We start from the raw sequence: 18,048 nt of genomic DNA on the forward strand, positions 1-18,048 counted from the left end.
TGTGCTAGTGCGGCCTTCCGCCCAGGTCGCGGCTGAGACCCTTTTCCTTCAACTCGGCCTCATAGGCCGCGAAAAGCTCATGCCCCTTCTCGCCCAGTTCGCGCAGATAGGACCATGTGAAGATGCCCGTGTCATGCATGTCGTCAAAGCCGATGCGCACGGCGTAGTTGCCGGTCGGCGTCATGGACATGATGCCGACGTTGCGCTTGCCCGGCACGGTGACTTTCTGTCCCGGCCCGTGCCCCTGCACCTCGGCCGATGGCGACAGCACGCGCAGCATTTCCGCCGGCAGATCGAAGCTCGCGCCATTGTCGAATGTCACCTTGAGGTGGCGGCGGTCCTTCGATACCCGCAATTCGGTCGGCCAAACGTCGCTCATCGGTTTTCCCATGCCTTTCAGTGTCTTTCCGAGAATTATGCCGCCGCCTCTTCACGCGCAAGTGTAATCGAAAAGCATTTTCCTTGACGCAACAATCGCCTATGCCCACATTAGAAGTGTAACGGAGGCATGAGTGAACAGCATCGTCGGCAGCATAGGCAACGCATCGCCGCTTCAGGCGGATGCGGCCCCCATGATCGACCCTTTCGGGCGCGCTGTCACCTATTTGCGTGTTTCGGTCACGGATCGCTGCGATTTCCGCTGCACCTACTGCATGGCCGAGAATATGACCTTCCTGCCCAAGAAGGATCTGTTGACGCTCGAAGAGCTCAACCGGCTCTGTTCCGCCTTCATCGCCAAGGGCGTGCGCAAGATCAGGCTCACCGGCGGCGAGCCGCTGGTGCGCAAGAACATCATGTTCCTGGTCCGTGAACTTGGCCGGCATGTCCGGAACGGCCAGCTTGACGAACTGACCCTGACGACCAACGGATCGCAGCTCGCGCGCCACGCCGACGAACTTTACGATTGCGGCGTCCGGCGCATCAATGTGTCCCTGGACACCCTCGATCTCGACAGGTTCCGTGCCATTACCCGCTGGGGCGACTTCTCCAAGGTGATGGAAGGCATCGATGCCGCACAGAGGGCGGGCCTGAAGATCAAGCTGAATGCCGTCGCGCTCAAAGGTTTCAACGAGGCCGAAATTCCAGAGCTGCTGCGCTTTGCCCATGGTCGCGGCATGGACCTGACCGTTATCGAGACGATGCCCATGGGCGAGATCGATGAGGACCGCACCGACCGGTATCTGCCGCTCTCCGAGCTACGCGCCGATCTCGAGCGTCAGTTCACGCTGACGGATATTCCCTACAAGACGGGTGGCCCTGCCCGCTATGTCGAGGTCGCCGAAACCGGCGGACGGCTCGGCTTCATCACGCCGATGACACATAATTTCTGCGAGAGCTGCAATCGCGTGCGGCTCACCTGCACAGGCACGCTCTACATGTGTCTTGGCCAGAACGACGCCGCCGACTTGCGCACGGCGCTGCGTGCAAGCGAAAACGACGCCTTGCTGCATACCGCGATCGACGAAGCGATTACCCGAAAGCCGAAAGGCCACGATTTCATCATCGACCGCACGCACAATCGACCGGCGGTCGCGCGCCATATGAGCGTCACCGGCGGCTGATGCGGCCCGAGCCATGAAAGAAAGGGCGCGAGATGAAGAATCCCGCGCCCTTTCTTTCGGCTATCTGATCGAAGCGATCTCTCAGGCTGCGCGATAACGTGCGTCCGTGTCGCCGTAAGGCTCATAGCCGGCGTCGCCCTCGCCGGTCCGGAAGCGATCGATTTTTTCGGACAGCGTGTCGACACGCTGGCGCAGGCCGTGAATCTCGGCATTGTTCTCCTCGACCATCGCCGCATTGCGCTGGGTGATCAGCTCCACTTCGGCAACGGCGCGTGTCACCTCCTCGATACCGGTCGACTGCTCGGTGGTCGCTGACGAAATGTCGGCAACGAGCCTCTGGACGCCGGTGACGTGGCTGATGATCTCCGCCAGCGCCGCCCCCGTCTGCTCGACCAGATGAACGCCGTTCTGTACCTGGGAGGAACTTGCCGAAATCAGCCCCTTGATCTCCTTCGCCGCATTGGCGCAGCGCTGCGCCAGATCGCGCACTTCCTGCGCCACCACGGCAAAGCCGCGGCCCGCCTCGCCGGCGCGGGCGGCCTCGACGCCGGCATTCAGCGCCAGAAGGTTGGTCTGGAAGGCGATTTCGTCGATGACGCCGATGATCGTGGCGATCTTCTCCGACGAGCGGTTGATCTCGCTCATGGCGCCCACAGCCTTGGCGACCACCTCGCCAGATTGTGTGGCATAGGCCTGCGTTTCGTTGACGGAGCTTGCCGTCTGCCGCGCGCGATCGGCGGTCGAGCGCACGACGTCGCTCAGGCGATGCAGCGCGCGCGAGCTTTCTTCAAGCGCCGCCGCCTGCTGTTCGGTGCGCCGCGCGAGATCGTCGGCCGACATGGCGAGGTTACCGGTGCCGCCCTTGATCTCTTCCGCGGTATACCGGACGTCCGTCAGGGTTTCGCGCAATGCCTCGATCGCATGATTGTAGGTGAAGGCCATCTCCACGAAGTCTGCGGAGAGATCCTCGCGCATGCTCTCTTCCAGATTGCCGTCGGCAAGCTTGGCGAGAACGTCGGCCAGCGCATTGAGCGCCTGCTTCTGCTCGGCCTCGATACGCGCGCGCTCGGCGGCACGGCGCGATGCCTCCTCCGCCGACAAGGCGCGGGCACTCTCGGCCTCCCGCTCCAAACGAACATTTTCCAGCGCCGCATCGCGGAAGACGCTGACGGAGCGCACCATGTCTCCGATCTCATCGCCGCGATTGCGGCCGTCGATCGCCACTTCCAGGTCGCCGCTTGCAAGGCGCGTCATGATTTCGGTGACGCGCTTCAGCGGGCCGCGCAGCGTCTCCACCAGCATCAGGCCGCCGACGATGGCAAGCAGCGTGCCGACGATCATGGCGATGACCGAGACATTGGCCGAGCGTTCGCTGTCTTCCTTGCCAAGCTCCTGTGCCTGGGCGACGAAGCTGCGCAGCGAGGTCATGGCATCGGCAAGCAGACCGTTGGATTGAACGCGCGTCGTCTTCCAGTCGGCTGCGGTCTGCAGCAGATCGGCCGATCCACTGGTGAGGCTGCCGATCAACGGCTTCATGTGGGCGGCAAAATCGCGCATGGTGGCGTTGGTCTGCCCAAGCTCCGAAATGCGGGCGGCTGTGGCCTGCAGATCCTTGATATCCGCCAGCACGAGGTCTCGCGATGCGGCGTCGCGGACGTTTTCCATGCGCGAAGCATGCAGCGTCAGACGATCGACCAGGCCGAGAGCCTGATCGACATGATCCAGAAGCTCCTTCTGGCCATCGATGACCTTGTCGAGGCTGACGAAGCGATCGGCAGCGGTATCGCTGTTCTTGGCCGACTGCAGGGTCATCTCGCCCTCGATCTTCACGAAGCTCTGCAGGATCGGTCCCATCGCCTCGACCTTCTGGTCCGGCGTGCCGGAGCCCTTCAGCACCGTATCGAGCTTGTCGGCGGCATCGGAAGCGTTCGCAACGAGAGCGGCGCCTCGCTTGGAAATCAGCGCCTTGGAAACCGTCACCTGCTTGAGAATGGCGTCGGCATAGGTGCGCGCGTCCGAAATCTCCTCGGTGGAATCGGCCGCCATCTGCACCTGAATGCGCAGGTTGCTCATTTTCTCCGACAGGCCCTTGTAGGCAGCGGCATCGTACAGCAGCTCCTTGGCGAAGGTCTCCTTGTCGCTGAAATCCTTGCGGATGATGTCGATCTGCTTGCCCGCCGCGTTGGCGGTCGCCGCTATGTTCTGCACCGCTTTCTGGATGGCCTCGACGTCGCTGTCCTGCTTCTGACGGATCGACCAGAGCGTCGCCTCCTGCGCACGCATCTTGGCGGCAAGCTCGCTGACCGGCACGATCCTGGCGCGCTGGTCGTCGCTCAACAGCCCGCTCAGCCGATGCACGCCTTGCTCCTGCGCGTCGATCTTGTCCGCCAATCCCTGGCGCGTCTCTTCCGACGGCGAGGCGGTGAACTCCTGCAAAGCGGCCTGCAGGTTTTCGAAATCGCTGATATTTTCGATCGTGGCGCGTGTGACGGTCATATGGCCGTTCAGAATATTGGCCGTATGGTAGCCGACGAGGCCGACACCGGCGATCAGCACCACCAGCGGCACCACGAAAATTAGAACCTTGGTGACAATCCTGCGGCTTTGCAAAAGACGATCAATGAAAAACATGCGGCGCCTCAACTGGATTATTAAAATCTCCAGCGAAGGCGGGATCGTCATTCCTGCTGCGCTGCGGTAGGGCTTCTGCCTCATGCAAAACCGCAGCGAGCCTCCGGAAATAAGATTGAATAAGAATTAATCGGCCCTCCAAAAGCCTGCGGCATAGGCAAAAAACTTACAACCTTCCTATATTTTCACTACCGAAGCGCGAAAATCCATTCGTTCGCAACGATCCGCCGCAGCGCACAATCGAATTCATATGCCGAGAAGGGACAATCGATTCCAATTTACGGAAAACGGCGCTAATCCAGATGAATATCTCGGGGGACTCATCTTTCTCATGCGACTGACCAAGAACACGCAGGGCGCGCTCTTCATGGCCGCATCCATGGCCGGCTTTTCCTGTAGCGACGCCTTGTCCAAGGCGGTCATCGCTTCGATGAACGCGGGAGAAATCATCTTCATCCGCGGCTTGTTCACGAGCTTCTTCGTCTATCTCCTCGCGCGCAGAATGGGCGCGCTGCGCTCCTGGAGGGTCATTCTGCAGCCGATGATAGCGCTGCGGATCGCATGTGAGGCAATAGCCGCCGCGACCTATATCACCGCACTCGGGATGATGCCCATCGCCAATGCATCCGCCATCCAGCAGGCCGTGCCGCTTGCCGTGACGCTCGGCGCGATGATCTTCCTGAAAGAGCCGGTCGGATGGCGACGGTGGACGGCGATTGCCGTCGGTTTCGTCGGCGTGCTCATCATCATCAGGCCCGGCCGCGAGGGGTTCAACACCGCGGCCCTGCTGGTCATCACCTGCATGTTTGCGACCGCCGCGCGCGACCTGGCGACACGCTGCATCGACAGGCAGGTGCCTTCGCTGATGGTGACGCTCTGCACCGCCATTTCCATATCCGTCTTCGGAGCATTGTGCATCGCTCCCTTCGGCGGCTGGCAGCCGGTAAGCACGACATCGCTTTTCCAGATCATGCTTGCCTCCGTTCTGGTGCTCATCGGCTATCAGACGGTCATCCTGGCAATGCGTATGGGGGAAATCTCCTTCGTCGCGCCATTCCGCTATCTGAGCCTCATATGGTCCGCCCTGCTCGGCTTCCTCGCTTTCGGGGAAATGCCCGACGGCTGGTCTATCGTCGGCGCGGCCATTGTCATCGCCTCCGGCATCTATACCTTCTGTCGGGAAAGCAGGCGGCGAAGCGCCGAACCTGTCGCACAGGAATCAGAGCCCCGCGTTCCCGCCTGAGATCGTGACCATGCCCGGCTTCATCACCAACACGAAAGATATTCCCGCCGTTCTTCTCGCGGGAGGACGTTCGAGCCGGATGGGCGCGAACAAGGCGTTTTCCTTGCTCGGCGGCGAAAGCCTGCTCTCCCGCATCGCCAAGCGTATCGCGCGGCAACAGACAAAACCGATCGCCCTCAACGCGGATCCCGATTGGCCAGACCCTTTGGGAATGACGCTTGTTCCGGACCGGATACCGGGAAAGCTGGGGCCGCTCGCAGGCGTGCTTGCCGCCGTGCAGGACGCGGCATTGCGCTATCCCCAGGTCTCGCACATCGCCACGCTCCCCATAGACAGCCCCTTCTTTCCGCTCAATCTCGTTCAACGGCTGGCATACGCGATTGAAGGTCCCGACGAGATTGCGATCGCCGCATCGCTCGGTCGGGATCATCCCGTTTTCGGCCTATGGCCGGTCTCCATCGGCGACGATCTCGAGGCATGGATCGCCTCCGACGAAAAGCGCCGCGTCAGGGATTTCCTTGGCCGCCATCGCGTCCGGCGAGTGGATTTTCCCGCAGTCGCAACGGCGACCGGCCCCCTCGACCCATTCTTCAACATCAATACGCCTGCCGATCTTGTCGAAGCGGAAACATGGCTGGCGGTACTGGAAAACATCCCATGACGACATCCCGGCCAAAAATCTTCGGCATCGCCGGCTGGAAGAACTCCGGCAAGACCGGGCTCGCCGTGCGTCTGGTGACGGAATTCACGGCACGCGGCTATCGGATTTCGACGATCAAGCATGCGCATCATGATTTCGATATCGACAAGGTCGGCGCCGACAGCTTCCGTCACCGCCAGGCCGGGGCGCATGAAGTCACCATCGTTTCCGGCACGCGCTACGCTATCATGCACGAGCTCAGAGACGAGCCGGAACCGAGTTTCGATGAGATATTGGCGCGTCTGGCCCCTTGCGACCTTGTCCTGATCGAAGGCTACAAGCGCGAACCCATACCGAAGATCGAGGCCCGCCGCCTGGAGGCAGCCAAGCGCGAGCCGCTCGCCGCGCACGATCCGCATATCGCCGCCATCGCCGCCGATCATCCGGTAGAGGATGCCGGCTCGCTTCCTGTCTTCGATCTCGACGACACCCTCGCCATTGCCGATTTCATCGCCTCGGCGATCGGTCTCGGCAAACCGGCAAAATGAAAAAGCCGCCGGTTTCCCGGCGGCCCTGATGGTTTTGATGCAATCCAAGATTACTGATTGGAAGCGACCGGACGCACCAGCGGCGTGATGCGGCGGATCGTGACGCGCCGATTTTCCTGCGACGGGCCGAGCGTATTCACCTTGAGATACTGCTCGCCATACCCCTGGGTCACAAGGTTTTCGGCCGGGATGCCGTAAACGTCGGTAAGCAAGTTTGCGACCGATTCCGCACGGCGATCCGACAGGATCAGGTTGCTCTCAGCCGAACCCACCGCGTCCGTGTGACCTTCGATCAGGAAGGTTTCGGTCGGGTCGCTCTTCACAATGCGCGATATGCCGTCGGCAACACCGCGCAGCGTGCTGGCCTGAGACATCGGGATATCGGCGCTGCCAGTCGCGAAGGTGATGGTGTCGAGGTCGATGCGGCGGATCTTGTCGCGGATACGGGCCGAATAACGGACTTCGTTGACCGAATAGATACGCTCGACCGGCTCGACCGGCGGTTCGCGCAGGAAGTCGTAATAGTCCGCATTGCGGTTGGAAGCCGTATCGATGATGTACTTGCTCAGCGGAATGAGCAGCCGCATCGGCGGCAGATCCTCGCCGGGATCGCGGAAATAATCGTCATTGTCGGGCCGGTTTTCCAATTCCGGCGAGTAGAACAGCACATATTCGTGCCCTCGGGCATCGATGCGCGAGCGCTGGATGATATCGCCGTAACGGTTGCGGATCGTTACGACGCGATCGCCGTCGGGCTGATCGATCGTCTCGCGATAGCGGTCGCGCGGCAGCTGTTCGTAGATCGGCCGCTCGCCGCCCCGGATGAAGCGATCGCTGTCGTCGTGACGTACGACATAAGTATTATCGACGTTTACGACCGTGCGATTGTCCTGGTTGATGATGGTCTGAACAGCCGTTCCCTGCGGCGGGGCAAAATCCGGCCGGCGATCGATCCGGCGACCCTGCTCGCTTGTCACGGCTTCCATCTTCACGGGCGGTTGCGCCTGACCGCCGGCGGCGGCGCGCTGCGCCTCGGCATCGGATGTCGGCGGCTTGCTGTAGGCCGGCGGCGGAAGCCGGCCGGGATTGTTCTGCGCCTGCCCATTCTGGCCCTGGCCGGCTTGACCGCGTCCGCCCTGGGTGCCTGGCGCACCGGGATTCTGTCCGTTGTTCAGATGATCGCCCCGACGAACGGCACCCTTCTGGCTGTCCAGAACCGCGCTGCCGTTTTCGACCGGCAGGATGACCGGACCGTTGGCCGAAGCCGGGTTTTCCGCGATCTTCTTGCGGCGCTCCAGTTCCTGCGGCGAGACCTGTTCGGCTGGAGGCAGCTGAATTTCACCGGCCTGCTGACCGTTGCCGTTGGCCGGCGCGGGCGCCGCATTGCCCTGAGTCGGGGCTTCGGTGCCGTTGTTCGGCTGCTTGCCGGGTTGCTGCGGTGTCGCCTGATTGCCGGTTTGAGCCGGCGCTGTCTGCGGCTCGCCCTTCTGGGCCGGCTGTTGCGGATTGGCGCCGGGCTGCTCGCCCTGCTGCTGATTCTGCGGCTGCTTGCCGTGGGTCTTGCCCGCGCCCGGCTTCTGCCCCTGCTGAGCACCCGGCGTTCCCGGTTGAGCTTCAGGCTGGGCTTGGGTGCCAGGCTGCGCCTCCGTTCCCGGCTGAGCCTTATGCCCCTGCGACGGCTCGCCGGCAGGCGCCTGCGGCTGTTCTGCAGGCTGCTGAGCCGGATTGCCGGGCTGTCCCTGCTGCTTGGGATGAGCGTTCTGTTCGGGCTGAGCCTGCTTTCCGGGTTGGGTCTCCTGAGCGGCCGGCGCTTCCTTCTGGCCCTGAACAGGCTGCTGCGCCTTCGGCTTCGGCTTGGTCTCCGGCTGCGTTTCCGCGGCAGGCTGTTGCTGTTCTACCTTCGGCTGGGGTGCTTCCGCAGGCTGTTTCGCCTCCGGTTGCTTGGCCTTGGGCTGAGGTGCTTCAGGAGCGGCCGCCTTCGGTTGCGGTTTGGCTTCAGGCTGGGCCTGCGGCTCTTCTGCCGGCTGCTGGTGTTGTTTCTTCGGTTCCGGCTGAGCCTCTGCCGCCGGTTGCTGGCGCTGAGGCTTCGGCTGCTCCTGCTCGGCCGGCTGCTGGCGCTCCGCCTTCGGGGGCTGGGCTTCCGGCTGCTGTTTCCCGGGCGCCTGCTTCGGCTCGCCTTCCGGCGCCGCCTGCTTCATCTGATGCTGTTGTTCCCCACCCTCATGGGCGGGTTCGCCCTGATGCTTCTGGCCCTGCGGCTCGCCTTCGCCGCCGGCACCCTTCTTGTGCTTGCGCAGCTCTTCTTCCGACTGGGTTGCCGGCGCATCCTGCTGGGCGACCTCGAAACTTGCATCGGCGGCCGTTCCCGCCGCGCTGGCGGTTTCGTTGTTTAGCGGTGCGATAAGCTGTTCACGAAGCGCCGCCGCTGCTGCCGGCTCGAATGCGAGCGATAGCGAAAGCAGCGGAAACGCGGCGCTGGCAAATAGTCTGGATCGCTTTCCCATATGGGTCTCCTCTTTTGATCTTTGTCCGCCGAATTGCGAATCTCAGCGAGCAAGGCGATTGCCCCAAGATACCGGCCGATTTTCGGTTCTCATGAGGCTGAATCGCGGCAAGCCGCTATATGTTCCCGAACTATTAGGTCGCCGCAATTAACCCTGGCTGAATGCGGCAGATGGCTTTCGTTCAGATTTCACCGCGGCGCATCCGCATCGCAACGACGCCGGGCAATGGAGATAAGCCTCGTAATTCCAGTTGCTTTTTGTGAAAAAAAAGTACGAATATCGCCGCAAGGCAGGCCACCGGCCCGCTCCACTCGAACCGGCTGCGAACCAACAATAATGAGCTGCCGGCCACCAACAGAGAGGATCAAAATGCGCATCTCCACTCGTCTTTTTGCCGCTGCGTCACTCGCCGCGATGTCGCTTTTCGCCGGCGCGGCGCTTGCCGACGGCGACACGCTCGTCTTTGGCACGGACGCGACCTACCCGCCTTTCGAATCGCTTGACGCCGGCGGCAAGTTCATTGGCTTCGACATCGATATAACCAATGCGCTTTGCGATCAGATGAAGGTCAAGTGCACTTTCGTGAACCAGGATTTCGACGGCATCATTCCGGCGCTGCAGGCCAAGAAGTTCGATGCCATCATCTCGTCCATGTCGATCACGCCGGAACGCCAGAAGATCGTCGATTTCACCAACAAGATCTACAACACGCCGCCGGCAATCGCCGTTCCGAAGGACTCCCCTCTCAAGGAAGCGACCGACGAAGCCCTGAAGGGCAAGACGATCGGCGCCCAGTCCTCCACGACGCACGCCAACTACGCCTCCGCCCATCTGAAGGACGCCGAACTCAAGCTTTATCCGTCGGCTGACGAATACAAGCTCGACCTCAGCAACGGCCGCATCGACGCTGCCATCGACGACGTCGTCGTGCTGTCGGAATGGGTGAAGTCGGATGCCGGCAGCTGCTGCAAGATGCTCGGCACGCTGAAGATCGATCCGGTCGTCAACGGCGAAGGCGCAGGCATCGCCATCCGCAAGGGCGATACCGCTCTCAAGGACAAGCTGAATGCCGCGATCGCCGCGATCCGCGCTGACGGCACCTACAAGAAGATCCAGGACAAGTATTTCGATTTCGACGTCTACGGCGATTGATCGCCCGTCGATTCCCTTGGAAAAGACGACGGCGGAAGCTTGCTCTTCCGCCGTTTTTGTTTGACAACAAGAAGAATATAAGCAGAAACGCGGCAAAAGCCGCTAGGGGAAATACAGCATGAGCGGATTGTTTTCCGCCCTCGGTTCCTTGTGGACCTGGTTGAGTACGATTTTCGATCCATTGTGTGGTCCGGCTGGACTGTTCACCGTGTTCAGCCTGTTCAAGCCGAACACGATGCTCGCCTGCGGCGACACGGGTTGGGGCGACGAGCTGGCGGGTGGCTTGAAGATCACGATTGCCGTCTCGGTCCTGACGTTGCCGCTTGGCCTCATCATCGGCTTCTTCGTCGCACTCGCGCAACAATCGGAAGAAAAGTCATTGCGGCTTGCCGCAGGCGTCTTCACCACGATTTTCCGCGGTCTGCCGGAGCTGCTGACGCTTTTCATCATTTACTACGGCTTGCAGATCCTGCTGCAATCGTTGCTCGCCAAGTTCGGCTATGACGGTCCGATCGAGATCAATGCCTTTGCCGCGGGCATGGTCGCGCTGGCGATCGTCTTTTCAGCCTATTGCTCGGAAGTGCTTCTTTCGGCCTTCAAGGCGATTCCGAAGGGCCAGTACGAAGCGGGCGATGCCCTCGGCTTCCATCGCGCGCGCACCATGCGGCTGATCATCGTGCCGCAGCTCGTGCGTATCTCGCTGCCGAACCTCGGAAATCTCTGGATGAACCTGCTGAAGGACACGTCCTACGTGTCGATCATCGGCCTTGCCGATATCATCAGGCAGACGGGGATCGCCGTGCGCGCCACCAAGGCGCCGTTCACCTTCTATTCGATCGCCTGCCTGTTCTATCTGACGCTGGCCGTCATTTCTTCGATCGGCCTCTTCTATCTCGACCGATGGGCCAAACGTGCGGAGGTTCATCGATGAGCCATGCCGAAGTTCTGATCGCGGCGCAGCCGGCGCCGCCCAAGACCGCCAGGAAACTGTCCAGGTCGTCCATTGCAGGCTATTTCTTCCTCATCCTGTGGGCGATTCTCGGCATCGCGTTGCTGTGGATGATCGTCACAGGCTGGGATGTCGACAAACTCGAAACCTACGGGCCGCGGCTTCTCCACGGCCTTTGGATCACCGTAAAGCTCGTCGCCCTGTCCTTCATCCTTGGCGCGATCCTGTCGATACCGCTGGCCTTCGCCCGCATGTCGAGCAACCGGATCCTGAGCACGTTGACCTATTGCTATGTCTACCTGTTCCGCGGCACGCCGCTGCTGGCGCAGATATTCATGGTCTATTACGGCTTTCCAAGCTTCCGCTGGTTCTTCGAGGATATCGGCCTCTGGTGGTTCTTCAAGGATCCCTTCTATTGCGGCGTTTTCGCCATGACGCTGAACACGGCGGCCTATCAGACGGAAATCGTCCGCGGCGCCATCCAGAGCGTGCCGAAGGGACAGACGGAAGCGGCAAGCGCCCTCGGCATCCATACCTGGATCGCTTTCCGCAAGATCATCATCCCGCAAGCGCTGATCGTCGCGTTGCGCCCCTACGGCAACGAAATCATCCTGCTGATCAAGAGTTCGGCAACCGTCTCCATCATCACGGTTTTTGATCTCATGGGCGAGACGCGCTACGCTTTCTCGCGCACCTACGACTATCAGATCTATCTCTGGGCGGCGATCTTCTACCTGGTGATCGTCGAGCTGATGCGAAATGGCTGGGCGCGGATGGAAGGTCGGCTGACCCGGCATCTCAAGCGCTGATCCATCGAAAGCGGCGTCGCTGCCGCCCGATTTTGGCAGCACTCCGGCAATGCTGCTGCCAACATATTGATTACGCAAAGAAAATTGTCTTCATGACGGTTTTGTAAAGCTTGAGTTTACCATGAGCTGTTTCCATATCCATGTGACCATGAGTCACGAAAAATGGGAACGGAAAGTGAAAGCTCATGCATCAGGACATGCAAAAGCAGTTGCAGGGTTATGGGTTGACGACCGCGCAAATCTTCTACCACCTGCCGGATCATCCCCAGTTTCTCCAGACCTACATCTGGCAGGATTATGATCTCGCCCCGAACTTCCCGGAAATGCGCGGTTTCCTGAAATTCTGGCAGGAGAAACTGGACGGGCCGCTTCATTCCGTGCGCTATGTGCACCGCAAGCTGATTTCGGCAAGCGAGTGGCGTGCGCTGAAGGGGGAATTCATCCTTCACTAGCCGCTTCCCAAGTGTACCATGCCGTGGGTGCCACGGATGTCATGACTGCCGATAGTCGCAGCATACCCGCCTGTCCGCACCGCAAGCATTGCAAAAGGCGATCAGTCGTCCTAATGCCTGCTTGACACAAGGAAGGGCTGCTCATCCATGGCAAAGAAGAAGATCGATGAAGACGCGCTTGCGGAAGCCTATAACCGCGCATTGGCGTTGGAGAAGGCCGGCGATATCGACGCGGCTGTAAAGGCCTACCAGGAAGTGCTGGCCCTCGATCCGGAAGACCATGGCGGCGCAGCCGTGCGCATCGCCTCCATGGGGCACGGGGAAACGCCGGTAAAAGCGCCGGATGCCTATGTCGAGACCCTGTTCGATCAGCATGCCGAGGTTTTCGAGGACGTGCTGGTGGAGCAACTCGGCTACCACGTCCCGGTTCTCGTACGCCAGCGCCTGCAGGCGCTTGGTCTCGGCCCCTTCAAGCGCATGCTCGACCTCGGCTGCGGCACGGGTCTTACGGGCGGCACGCTACGCGATATCGTCGAGGATATCACCGGCATCGACATTTCCGAGAACATGGTCGAAGTCGCCCATGAAAAGGATATCTACGAAACGCTCTTCGTCGCCGAGGTCGAGGATTTCCTCGACGATAATGATGAAGACGCCTTCGACCTGATCACCGCAACCGATGTCCTGCCCTATCTCGGTGCGCTGGAACCACTCTTCTTCGGCGCGGCTGAAAACATGACGCCGGGCGGGCTCTTCATCTTTTCGTCCGAGACGCTGCCGGAAGCGACGCTGGCCGGCCGGCCCTACATGGTCGGTCCTCACCAGCGCTTCGCCCATTCCGAAGCCTATGTGCGCGAACGGCTGACCGCGACCGGCTTCGAACTCGTCGAAATCACCGACATCAACGTCCGCATGGAAGACGGCCAGCCGACGCCGGGCCACCTGGTCGTCGCGCGCCTGATCGCCGACTAGGTCTATCGAATGCCAGCAAGCGAATAGTTTCCCATTTGGATAACTATTCGCTTGCGCGACGCCCGTCGAGCTGATACTTAGCCATTCAGATAAGTATCAGCTCGAACCTTGATCTCGGAAAGGTCGTCGCGTGTCCCTTATTCTCTACCAGCACCCCCTCGCCTCGTTCTGCCATAAGGTGCTGATGGCGCTCTATGAAAATGGCACGCCATTCGAAAGCCAGGTCATCGATCTCGGCAACGAAGAATCCCGTGCTTCGCTGGTCCGCCTCTGGCCCCTCGCCAAGTTTCCTGTCCTGCGCGACGAAGCGCTTGATAGCACCGTTCCCGAAACCAGCATCATCATCGAATATCTCGACCGGCATTATCCCGGTGCGGTGCCGCTGTTGCCGACAGATCCGTCCGATGCCCTATGCGTCCGGCTCTGGGATCGGTTCTTCGACCAATATGTTCAAGACCCGATGCAAAAGATCGTCGCCGACGTGCGTCGGGCGGAGAATGACAAGAGCCCTCAAGGCGTGTCCGAAGCCCGGGCGTTGCTACGCACGGCCTATGGGATGATCGAGAGACAGCTGGATGGAAAGATCTGGATCACCGGCGACAGCCTGACCATGGCCGATTGCGCCGCGGCACCGGCACTCTTCTACGCCGAAACGCTGGTTTCCTTCGATGAAGGGCATGGCCGGCTGAAAGCCTATTATCAGCGCCTGCTTGACCGCCCGTCCTTCGCCCGCGTTCTCAAGGAAGCCATGCCCTACTTCCACATGTATCCCTACCACGAGAGGCTGCCGGCACAGTTCCGGCCGGCAACGCCGAATGCTTGACGAACCACAGGCGCTCGACCGCATGTTCCAGGCCCTGTCCGATCAGACCCGGCGCGGCATGATCGACCGGCTGGGACGTGGACCTGCTTCCGTCACAGAGCTGGCGCAGCCGCTCGACATGGCGCTGCCGACCGTGATGAAACATCTGCAGGTGCTGGAGACAAGCGGGCTGGTGCTGTCGGAGAAAGCCGGCCGGGTCCGCACCTACCATCTTCGCAAGGAGGCACTGGCAGCCGTCGAGCGCTGGATTGCCGAACGCCGGGCATCCTGGAACAAGATGTTCGACCGGCTCGACCTGTTCCTGGAAGAGACATCGACGGAGGCGACAGGCGAATGAGCGAACGTTCGACCGAGCATGCGACCATCACCATAGAGCGCCATTTCAAGGCGCCGCTCCCACGCGTTTTCAGCGCCTGGGCAATGCCGGAACAGAAGCGGCAATGGTTTGCCTGTCATGGCGACTGGAAGCTGCTGGAATTCCAGCTCGATTTCCGCACTGGCGGCAGCGAAAGCAACCGTGTCGCCTCCACGGATGGCGTCGTGCATGCCTATCAGGCGCGTTACATCGACATCATCCAGAATGAGCGCTTCATCTACGCCTTCGACATGATGCTCGACGACAAGCGCATCTCCGTGTCGCTGGCAACGGTCAGCTTCGCCGAGGAGCCTGGCGGCACGAGGATGACCTTCGTCGAACAGGTCGTGTTCCTCGACGGCTACGGCGACAATGGCTCGCGGCTGATGGGCACCGAGATCGGCTTCGATAACCTTCGGCTCTATGTCGAGATTGATGACGCCAAGCCGAACTAGCTCCGGATTTCACCGAGGATCGCCGCCAGAAGCTGCCCTTCGAGCTCGGCCAGAGCCGGATTGCCGTGGCGACGGGGATGCGGATGGGGAATGTCGAGATCGAGCACGATCCGGCCCTCGTCCAGCACGACGACCCGATCCGCCAGATGCACGGCTTCGCTGACGTCGTGCGTGACGAGGACCGCGGTAAAGCCAAGCTCGCGCCAGACGCGGTTCAGCAGCTCCTGCATGCCGATGCGGGTCAGCGCATCCAGCGCGCCCAGCGGCTCATCGAGCGCGAGCACGTCGGGCTTGCTGACGAGCGCCCGCGCAAGCGCAACGCGCTGTTTCTGTCCGCCGGACAGGTTGGAGGGCCATTCGCCGGCTTTTTCGGCCAGTTGCACCTCGGAAAGAACGGAGACAGTCTCTTGCCGCGACACATCCTGCGGCACGCCCTCGCCCAGACCGACCGCGACATTGTCGGCAACGGAAAACCAGGGCAGCAGGCGCGGCTCCTGAAAGACGATGCGCGTATTCGGCTGCGCCTGGCTGCCATCGGCGGTCTCGAACCGCAGATGACCAGCGCTTGGCTCTTCCAGCCCTAACAGGATGCGCAGCAGCGTGCTCTTGCCGCAGCCGCTCTTGCCGATGATCGCGACGAACTGGCCGGCGGGAATATCGAGATCGATGCCGCGCAGCACGCGGTTGCTTCCGAAACTCTTCTCCAGGCCCTTGATATGAATAGCCGCCGCGCCAGCCGCCGGCGACATGGCATTCTGGGCTTCCGCCCGCGGACGATCCATGGCGAGAATGCTCATGACAGGCTCCTCAATTCTGATAGGCCGGGTTCCAGCGCAAGGCTCGGCGCTCGATCGTACGCGCGACGACATCGGCAAGCTTGCCGAGGATGGCATAGATGACCAGCGTCAGGACGACGACATCGGTCATGCCGAACTCGCGGGCATTGTTGGCCATGTAGCCGATGCCCGACGATGCCCGACGATGCCGCGATCGATTCCGCCACGATCAGCGTCAACCACATGATGCCGAGCGCAAAGCGCAACCCGACGAGGATGGACGGAAGCGCGCCGGGAAAGATGACCTTCCGGAACAGCGTCCAGTTGCTCATGCCATAGACCCGCCCCATCTCGATCAGCCCGCGATCGACATTCCGTACGCCGTGATAGGTATTCAGATAGATCGGGAAGAGCACGCCGAGCGCCGTCAGGAACAGCTTGGATTCCTCGCCGATCCCGAACCAGAGGATGACGAGCGGCACCATGGCGAGGTGCGGAATGGTGCGCAGCATCTGCAGCGTCGTATCGGTCAATTGCTCCGACAGCCGCGAGACGCCGTTGGCGATGCCGAGGAGAAAGCCGATCGAGCCGCCGACCAGCAGCCCCGCGAAGGCTCGGCCGGCGCTGACGAGGATGTTGTTCGGCAGTTGCCCGGAAATCGAGGTCTGCCAGAAGGCGACCACGACCGCCGCCGGCGACGGCATGATGCGCGTGGAAATCCATCCGGACGACGAACCGAGCTGCCATGCGGCAATGACGACGACGGGAAGCAGGAACGGCAGAAACCTCGCCAAAGAGATAGCCTGTCGCGCAGTCCCGGTCGGGCGCGTGCGGCTTTGCAAGCCTACGCGCACAAAGGACGTGTCGAATGCCGACATAAGATCTTCCTCTCAAAAGTGGCGTTACGAGCCGGAAACGACTTTCAGATTGCCGCCATGGCTGCCGCCCGCGAAGATCTGCTTGGCACCGAACTCATTGCGGAACCCGGCGCGCTGCTGCTCCTGGTTCAGACCGAGTTCGGGGAACAGCAGTTCGGCCACGCGATAGGCCTCCTCCAGATGCGGGTAGCCGGAGCCGATCACCGTTTCGATGCCGATCTCCTGATATTCCCGCAATCTCGCCGCCACCGTCTTTGGCGAGCCGACGAGCGCCGTTCCGGCTCCGGCGCGCACCAGTCCGACGCCGGCCCAGAGATTCGGCGAAACCTCGAGCTTGTCGCGGCGGCCGCCATGCAACGCCGCCATGCGCTTCTGGCCCACGGAATCGGACTGCGTGACGAACTGTTCCTGCGCTTCGCGGATCGTCTCGTCATCGAGCTTGGAAATCAGCTTCTCCGCCGCAGCCCACGCCTCATCGTCCGTCTCGCGGACGATGAAATGCAGACGGATGCCGAAGCTGACCTCACGTCCGCGCTTGGCCGCCGCCGCCCGCACCTTCTCGATCTTCTCGGCGACCTGCGCCGGCGGCTCGCCCCATGTCAGATACTTGTCGACGCGACCGACGGAAAATTCGATGCCGGCATCGGAAGAGCCGCCAAAATAGAGCGGCGGGCGCGGCGATTGCACCGGCGGCAGGCCCAGCCGTGCGTTGGTCGCCTTGATATACTTGCCCTCGAAGGTGGAGGAGCCCTTCTCCAGCAATTCCTCCCAGACGTGGAAGAATTCGTCCGCATGGGCATAGCGCTCGTCATGCTCCAGGTGAATGCCGTCGCCCGCCAGCTCTGCGGGACTGCCGCCGACGACGATATTGAGCAGGACGCGACCATTCGAGACACGATCGAGGGTCGAGGCAAGACGGGCATAATAGGCCGGCGACGCCGTGCCGGGACGGATCGCGACCAGAAACTTCAGCTTCTGGGTATGCGCCGAAAGCGCTGCGGCGGTGACGAAGGATTCTTCGCAGGACACGCCGGTCGGCAGCAATACGCCCGAATAGCCCAGCCGGTCGACGGCCTGGGCGATCTGCTGGAGATAGCCGATCTCCGGTCCGCGATTGAGTTCGGTCGTGCCGAGATAGGTGCCGTCGCCGGAGGTCGGGATGAACCAGAGGAAGTCGATGGGTTTTGCGGTCGCGGTCATGAAGCTTTCCTGCCTTCTGGATGCGCGTTGTCGGGAGCCACTCCCGATGCTCGATCCGGATAGTGACATAGACTATTTATTATATCGACAATATAGATT

Annotated in this window: 18 protein-coding genes and 1 pseudogene; 12 read left to right on the forward strand and 7 right to left on the reverse strand. The window is 61.4% G+C overall.

The annotated features are described in order from the left end of the window. Nucleotides 1–4 precede the first annotated feature (4 nt). Complete coding sequence (locus ACJJVH_RS07545) at nt 5–379, reverse strand: gamma-butyrobetaine hydroxylase-like domain-containing protein (protein WP_112797659.1); 375 nt, start codon at nt 377–379, stop codon at nt 5–7. Nucleotides 380–572: 193 nt separating this feature from the next. Here ACJJVH_RS07545 and moaA point away from each other — a divergent pair, with 193 nt between their 5' ends. Next, nucleotides 573–1,562, forward strand: coding sequence for a GTP 3',8-cyclase MoaA (moaA, locus tag ACJJVH_RS07550; RefSeq protein WP_412065146.1), 990 nt, complete (start codon nt 573–575; stop codon nt 1,560–1,562). Nucleotides 1,563–1,643: 81 nt separating this feature from the next. Here the strand turns inward: moaA and ACJJVH_RS07555 are convergent, their stop codons facing one another. Next, nucleotides 1,644–4,193: a methyl-accepting chemotaxis protein gene (locus ACJJVH_RS07555; protein ID WP_412065015.1), complete on the reverse strand. Its 2,550-nt coding sequence runs from the start codon at nt 4,191–4,193 to the stop codon at nt 1,644–1,646. 331 nt (nt 4,194–4,524) lie between these two features. Between ACJJVH_RS07555 and ACJJVH_RS07560 the strand changes: the two genes are divergently transcribed. From ACJJVH_RS07560 to mobB, 3 genes are read left to right on the forward strand one after another with little or no spacing between them, the layout of a single operon-like run. After that, nucleotides 4,525–5,436 carry a DMT family transporter gene (locus tag ACJJVH_RS07560; RefSeq protein WP_412065016.1) on the forward strand — a complete coding sequence of 304 codons (912 nt, stop codon included), beginning with the start codon at nt 4,525–4,527 and terminating at the stop codon, nt 5,434–5,436. Nucleotides 5,437–5,446: 10 nt separating this feature from the next. Continuing rightward, nucleotides 5,447–6,097, forward strand: a complete 651-nt coding sequence (gene mobA / locus ACJJVH_RS07565) for a molybdenum cofactor guanylyltransferase MobA (protein ID WP_412065017.1) — start codon at nt 5,447–5,449, stop codon at nt 6,095–6,097. Then, entirely contained in the window at nt 6,094–6,624 is a 531-nt protein-coding gene (mobB, locus tag ACJJVH_RS07570) for a molybdopterin-guanine dinucleotide biosynthesis protein B (protein ID WP_113371257.1), read from the forward strand. The genes mobA and mobB overlap by 4 nt, the downstream gene beginning before the upstream one ends. Before the next feature lie 50 nt (nt 6,625–6,674). Here the strand turns inward: mobB and ACJJVH_RS07575 are convergent, their stop codons facing one another. Next, nucleotides 6,675–9,128 (reverse strand): OmpA family protein, encoded by a 2,454-nt coding sequence (locus tag ACJJVH_RS07575; RefSeq protein ID WP_412065018.1) that lies wholly within the window; start codon nt 9,126–9,128, stop codon nt 6,675–6,677. A gap of 188 nt (nt 9,129–9,316) precedes the next feature. After that, the gene (locus tag ACJJVH_RS07580; protein ID WP_162703967.1) at nt 9,317–9,505 is read right to left on the reverse strand and encodes a hypothetical protein; all 189 of its coding nucleotides are present in this window, start codon (nt 9,503–9,505) and stop codon (nt 9,317–9,319) included. On the opposite strand from ACJJVH_RS07580, the gene ACJJVH_RS07585 reads away from it, so the two are divergent. The 8 genes from ACJJVH_RS07585 to ACJJVH_RS07620 all read left to right on the forward strand — a co-directional run bounded on the left by ACJJVH_RS07585 (nt 9,498) and on the right by ACJJVH_RS07620 (nt 15,095). After that, a complete protein-coding gene (locus ACJJVH_RS07585) occupies nt 9,498–10,280 on the forward strand; it encodes a lysine/arginine/ornithine ABC transporter substrate-binding protein (RefSeq protein ID WP_112797668.1) in 783 nt (260 codons plus the stop codon). The two genes, ACJJVH_RS07580 and ACJJVH_RS07585, sit on opposite strands and share 8 nt — an antisense overlap. A 118-nt stretch (nt 10,281–10,398) precedes the next feature. Then, the gene (locus ACJJVH_RS07590) at nt 10,399–11,211 is read left to right on the forward strand and encodes an ABC transporter permease (RefSeq protein WP_112797670.1); all 813 of its coding nucleotides are present in this window, start codon (nt 10,399–10,401) and stop codon (nt 11,209–11,211) included. Beyond that, a complete protein-coding gene (locus tag ACJJVH_RS07595) occupies nt 11,208–12,038 on the forward strand; it encodes an ABC transporter permease (protein ID WP_113385591.1) in 831 nt (276 codons plus the stop codon). The genes ACJJVH_RS07590 and ACJJVH_RS07595 overlap by 4 nt, the downstream gene beginning before the upstream one ends. A gap of 185 nt (nt 12,039–12,223) precedes the next feature. Beyond that, a complete protein-coding gene (locus ACJJVH_RS07600; RefSeq protein ID WP_112797674.1) occupies nt 12,224–12,490 on the forward strand; it encodes an aspartate-semialdehyde dehydrogenase in 267 nt (88 codons plus the stop codon). Between the two features lie 147 nt (nt 12,491–12,637). Next, entirely contained in the window at nt 12,638–13,462 is an 825-nt protein-coding gene (locus tag ACJJVH_RS07605) for a methyltransferase domain-containing protein (protein ID WP_113434858.1), read from the forward strand. Between the two features lie 130 nt (nt 13,463–13,592). Next, nucleotides 13,593–14,285 carry a glutathione S-transferase family protein gene (locus tag ACJJVH_RS07610; protein WP_412065019.1) on the forward strand — a complete coding sequence of 231 codons (693 nt, stop codon included), beginning with the start codon at nt 13,593–13,595 and terminating at the stop codon, nt 14,283–14,285. After that, nucleotides 14,278–14,622, forward strand: a complete 345-nt coding sequence (locus ACJJVH_RS07615; RefSeq protein ID WP_112797679.1) for a metalloregulator ArsR/SmtB family transcription factor — start codon at nt 14,278–14,280, stop codon at nt 14,620–14,622. The genes ACJJVH_RS07610 and ACJJVH_RS07615 overlap by 8 nt, the downstream gene beginning before the upstream one ends. Next, nucleotides 14,619–15,095, forward strand: a complete 477-nt coding sequence (locus ACJJVH_RS07620; protein WP_412065020.1) for an SRPBCC family protein — start codon at nt 14,619–14,621, stop codon at nt 15,093–15,095. Before ACJJVH_RS07615 ends, ACJJVH_RS07620 begins: the two co-directional genes overlap by 4 nt. Here ACJJVH_RS07620 and ACJJVH_RS07625 read toward each other — a convergent pair. The 3 genes and pseudogenes from ACJJVH_RS07625 to ssuD all read right to left on the reverse strand — a co-directional run bounded on the left by ACJJVH_RS07625 (nt 15,092) and on the right by ssuD (nt 17,949). Beyond that, complete coding sequence (locus ACJJVH_RS07625) at nt 15,092–15,892, reverse strand: ABC transporter ATP-binding protein (RefSeq protein ID WP_412065021.1); 801 nt, start codon at nt 15,890–15,892, stop codon at nt 15,092–15,094. The genes ACJJVH_RS07620 and ACJJVH_RS07625 overlap by 4 nt on opposite strands. A gap of 10 nt (nt 15,893–15,902) precedes the next feature. Continuing rightward, nucleotides 15,903–16,749, reverse strand: a pseudogene (gene ssuC / locus ACJJVH_RS07630) (aliphatic sulfonate ABC transporter permease SsuC). Between the two features lie 24 nt (nt 16,750–16,773). Then, nucleotides 16,774–17,949 carry an FMNH2-dependent alkanesulfonate monooxygenase gene (ssuD, locus tag ACJJVH_RS07635; RefSeq protein WP_112797687.1) on the reverse strand — a complete coding sequence of 392 codons (1,176 nt, stop codon included), beginning with the start codon at nt 17,947–17,949 and terminating at the stop codon, nt 16,774–16,776. Between the last annotated feature and the right edge of the window lie 99 nt (nt 17,950–18,048).

Source organism: Rhizobium sp. SYY.PMSO (assembly GCF_046840415.1).
Taxonomy (GTDB): domain Bacteria; phylum Pseudomonadota; class Alphaproteobacteria; order Rhizobiales; family Rhizobiaceae; genus Rhizobium.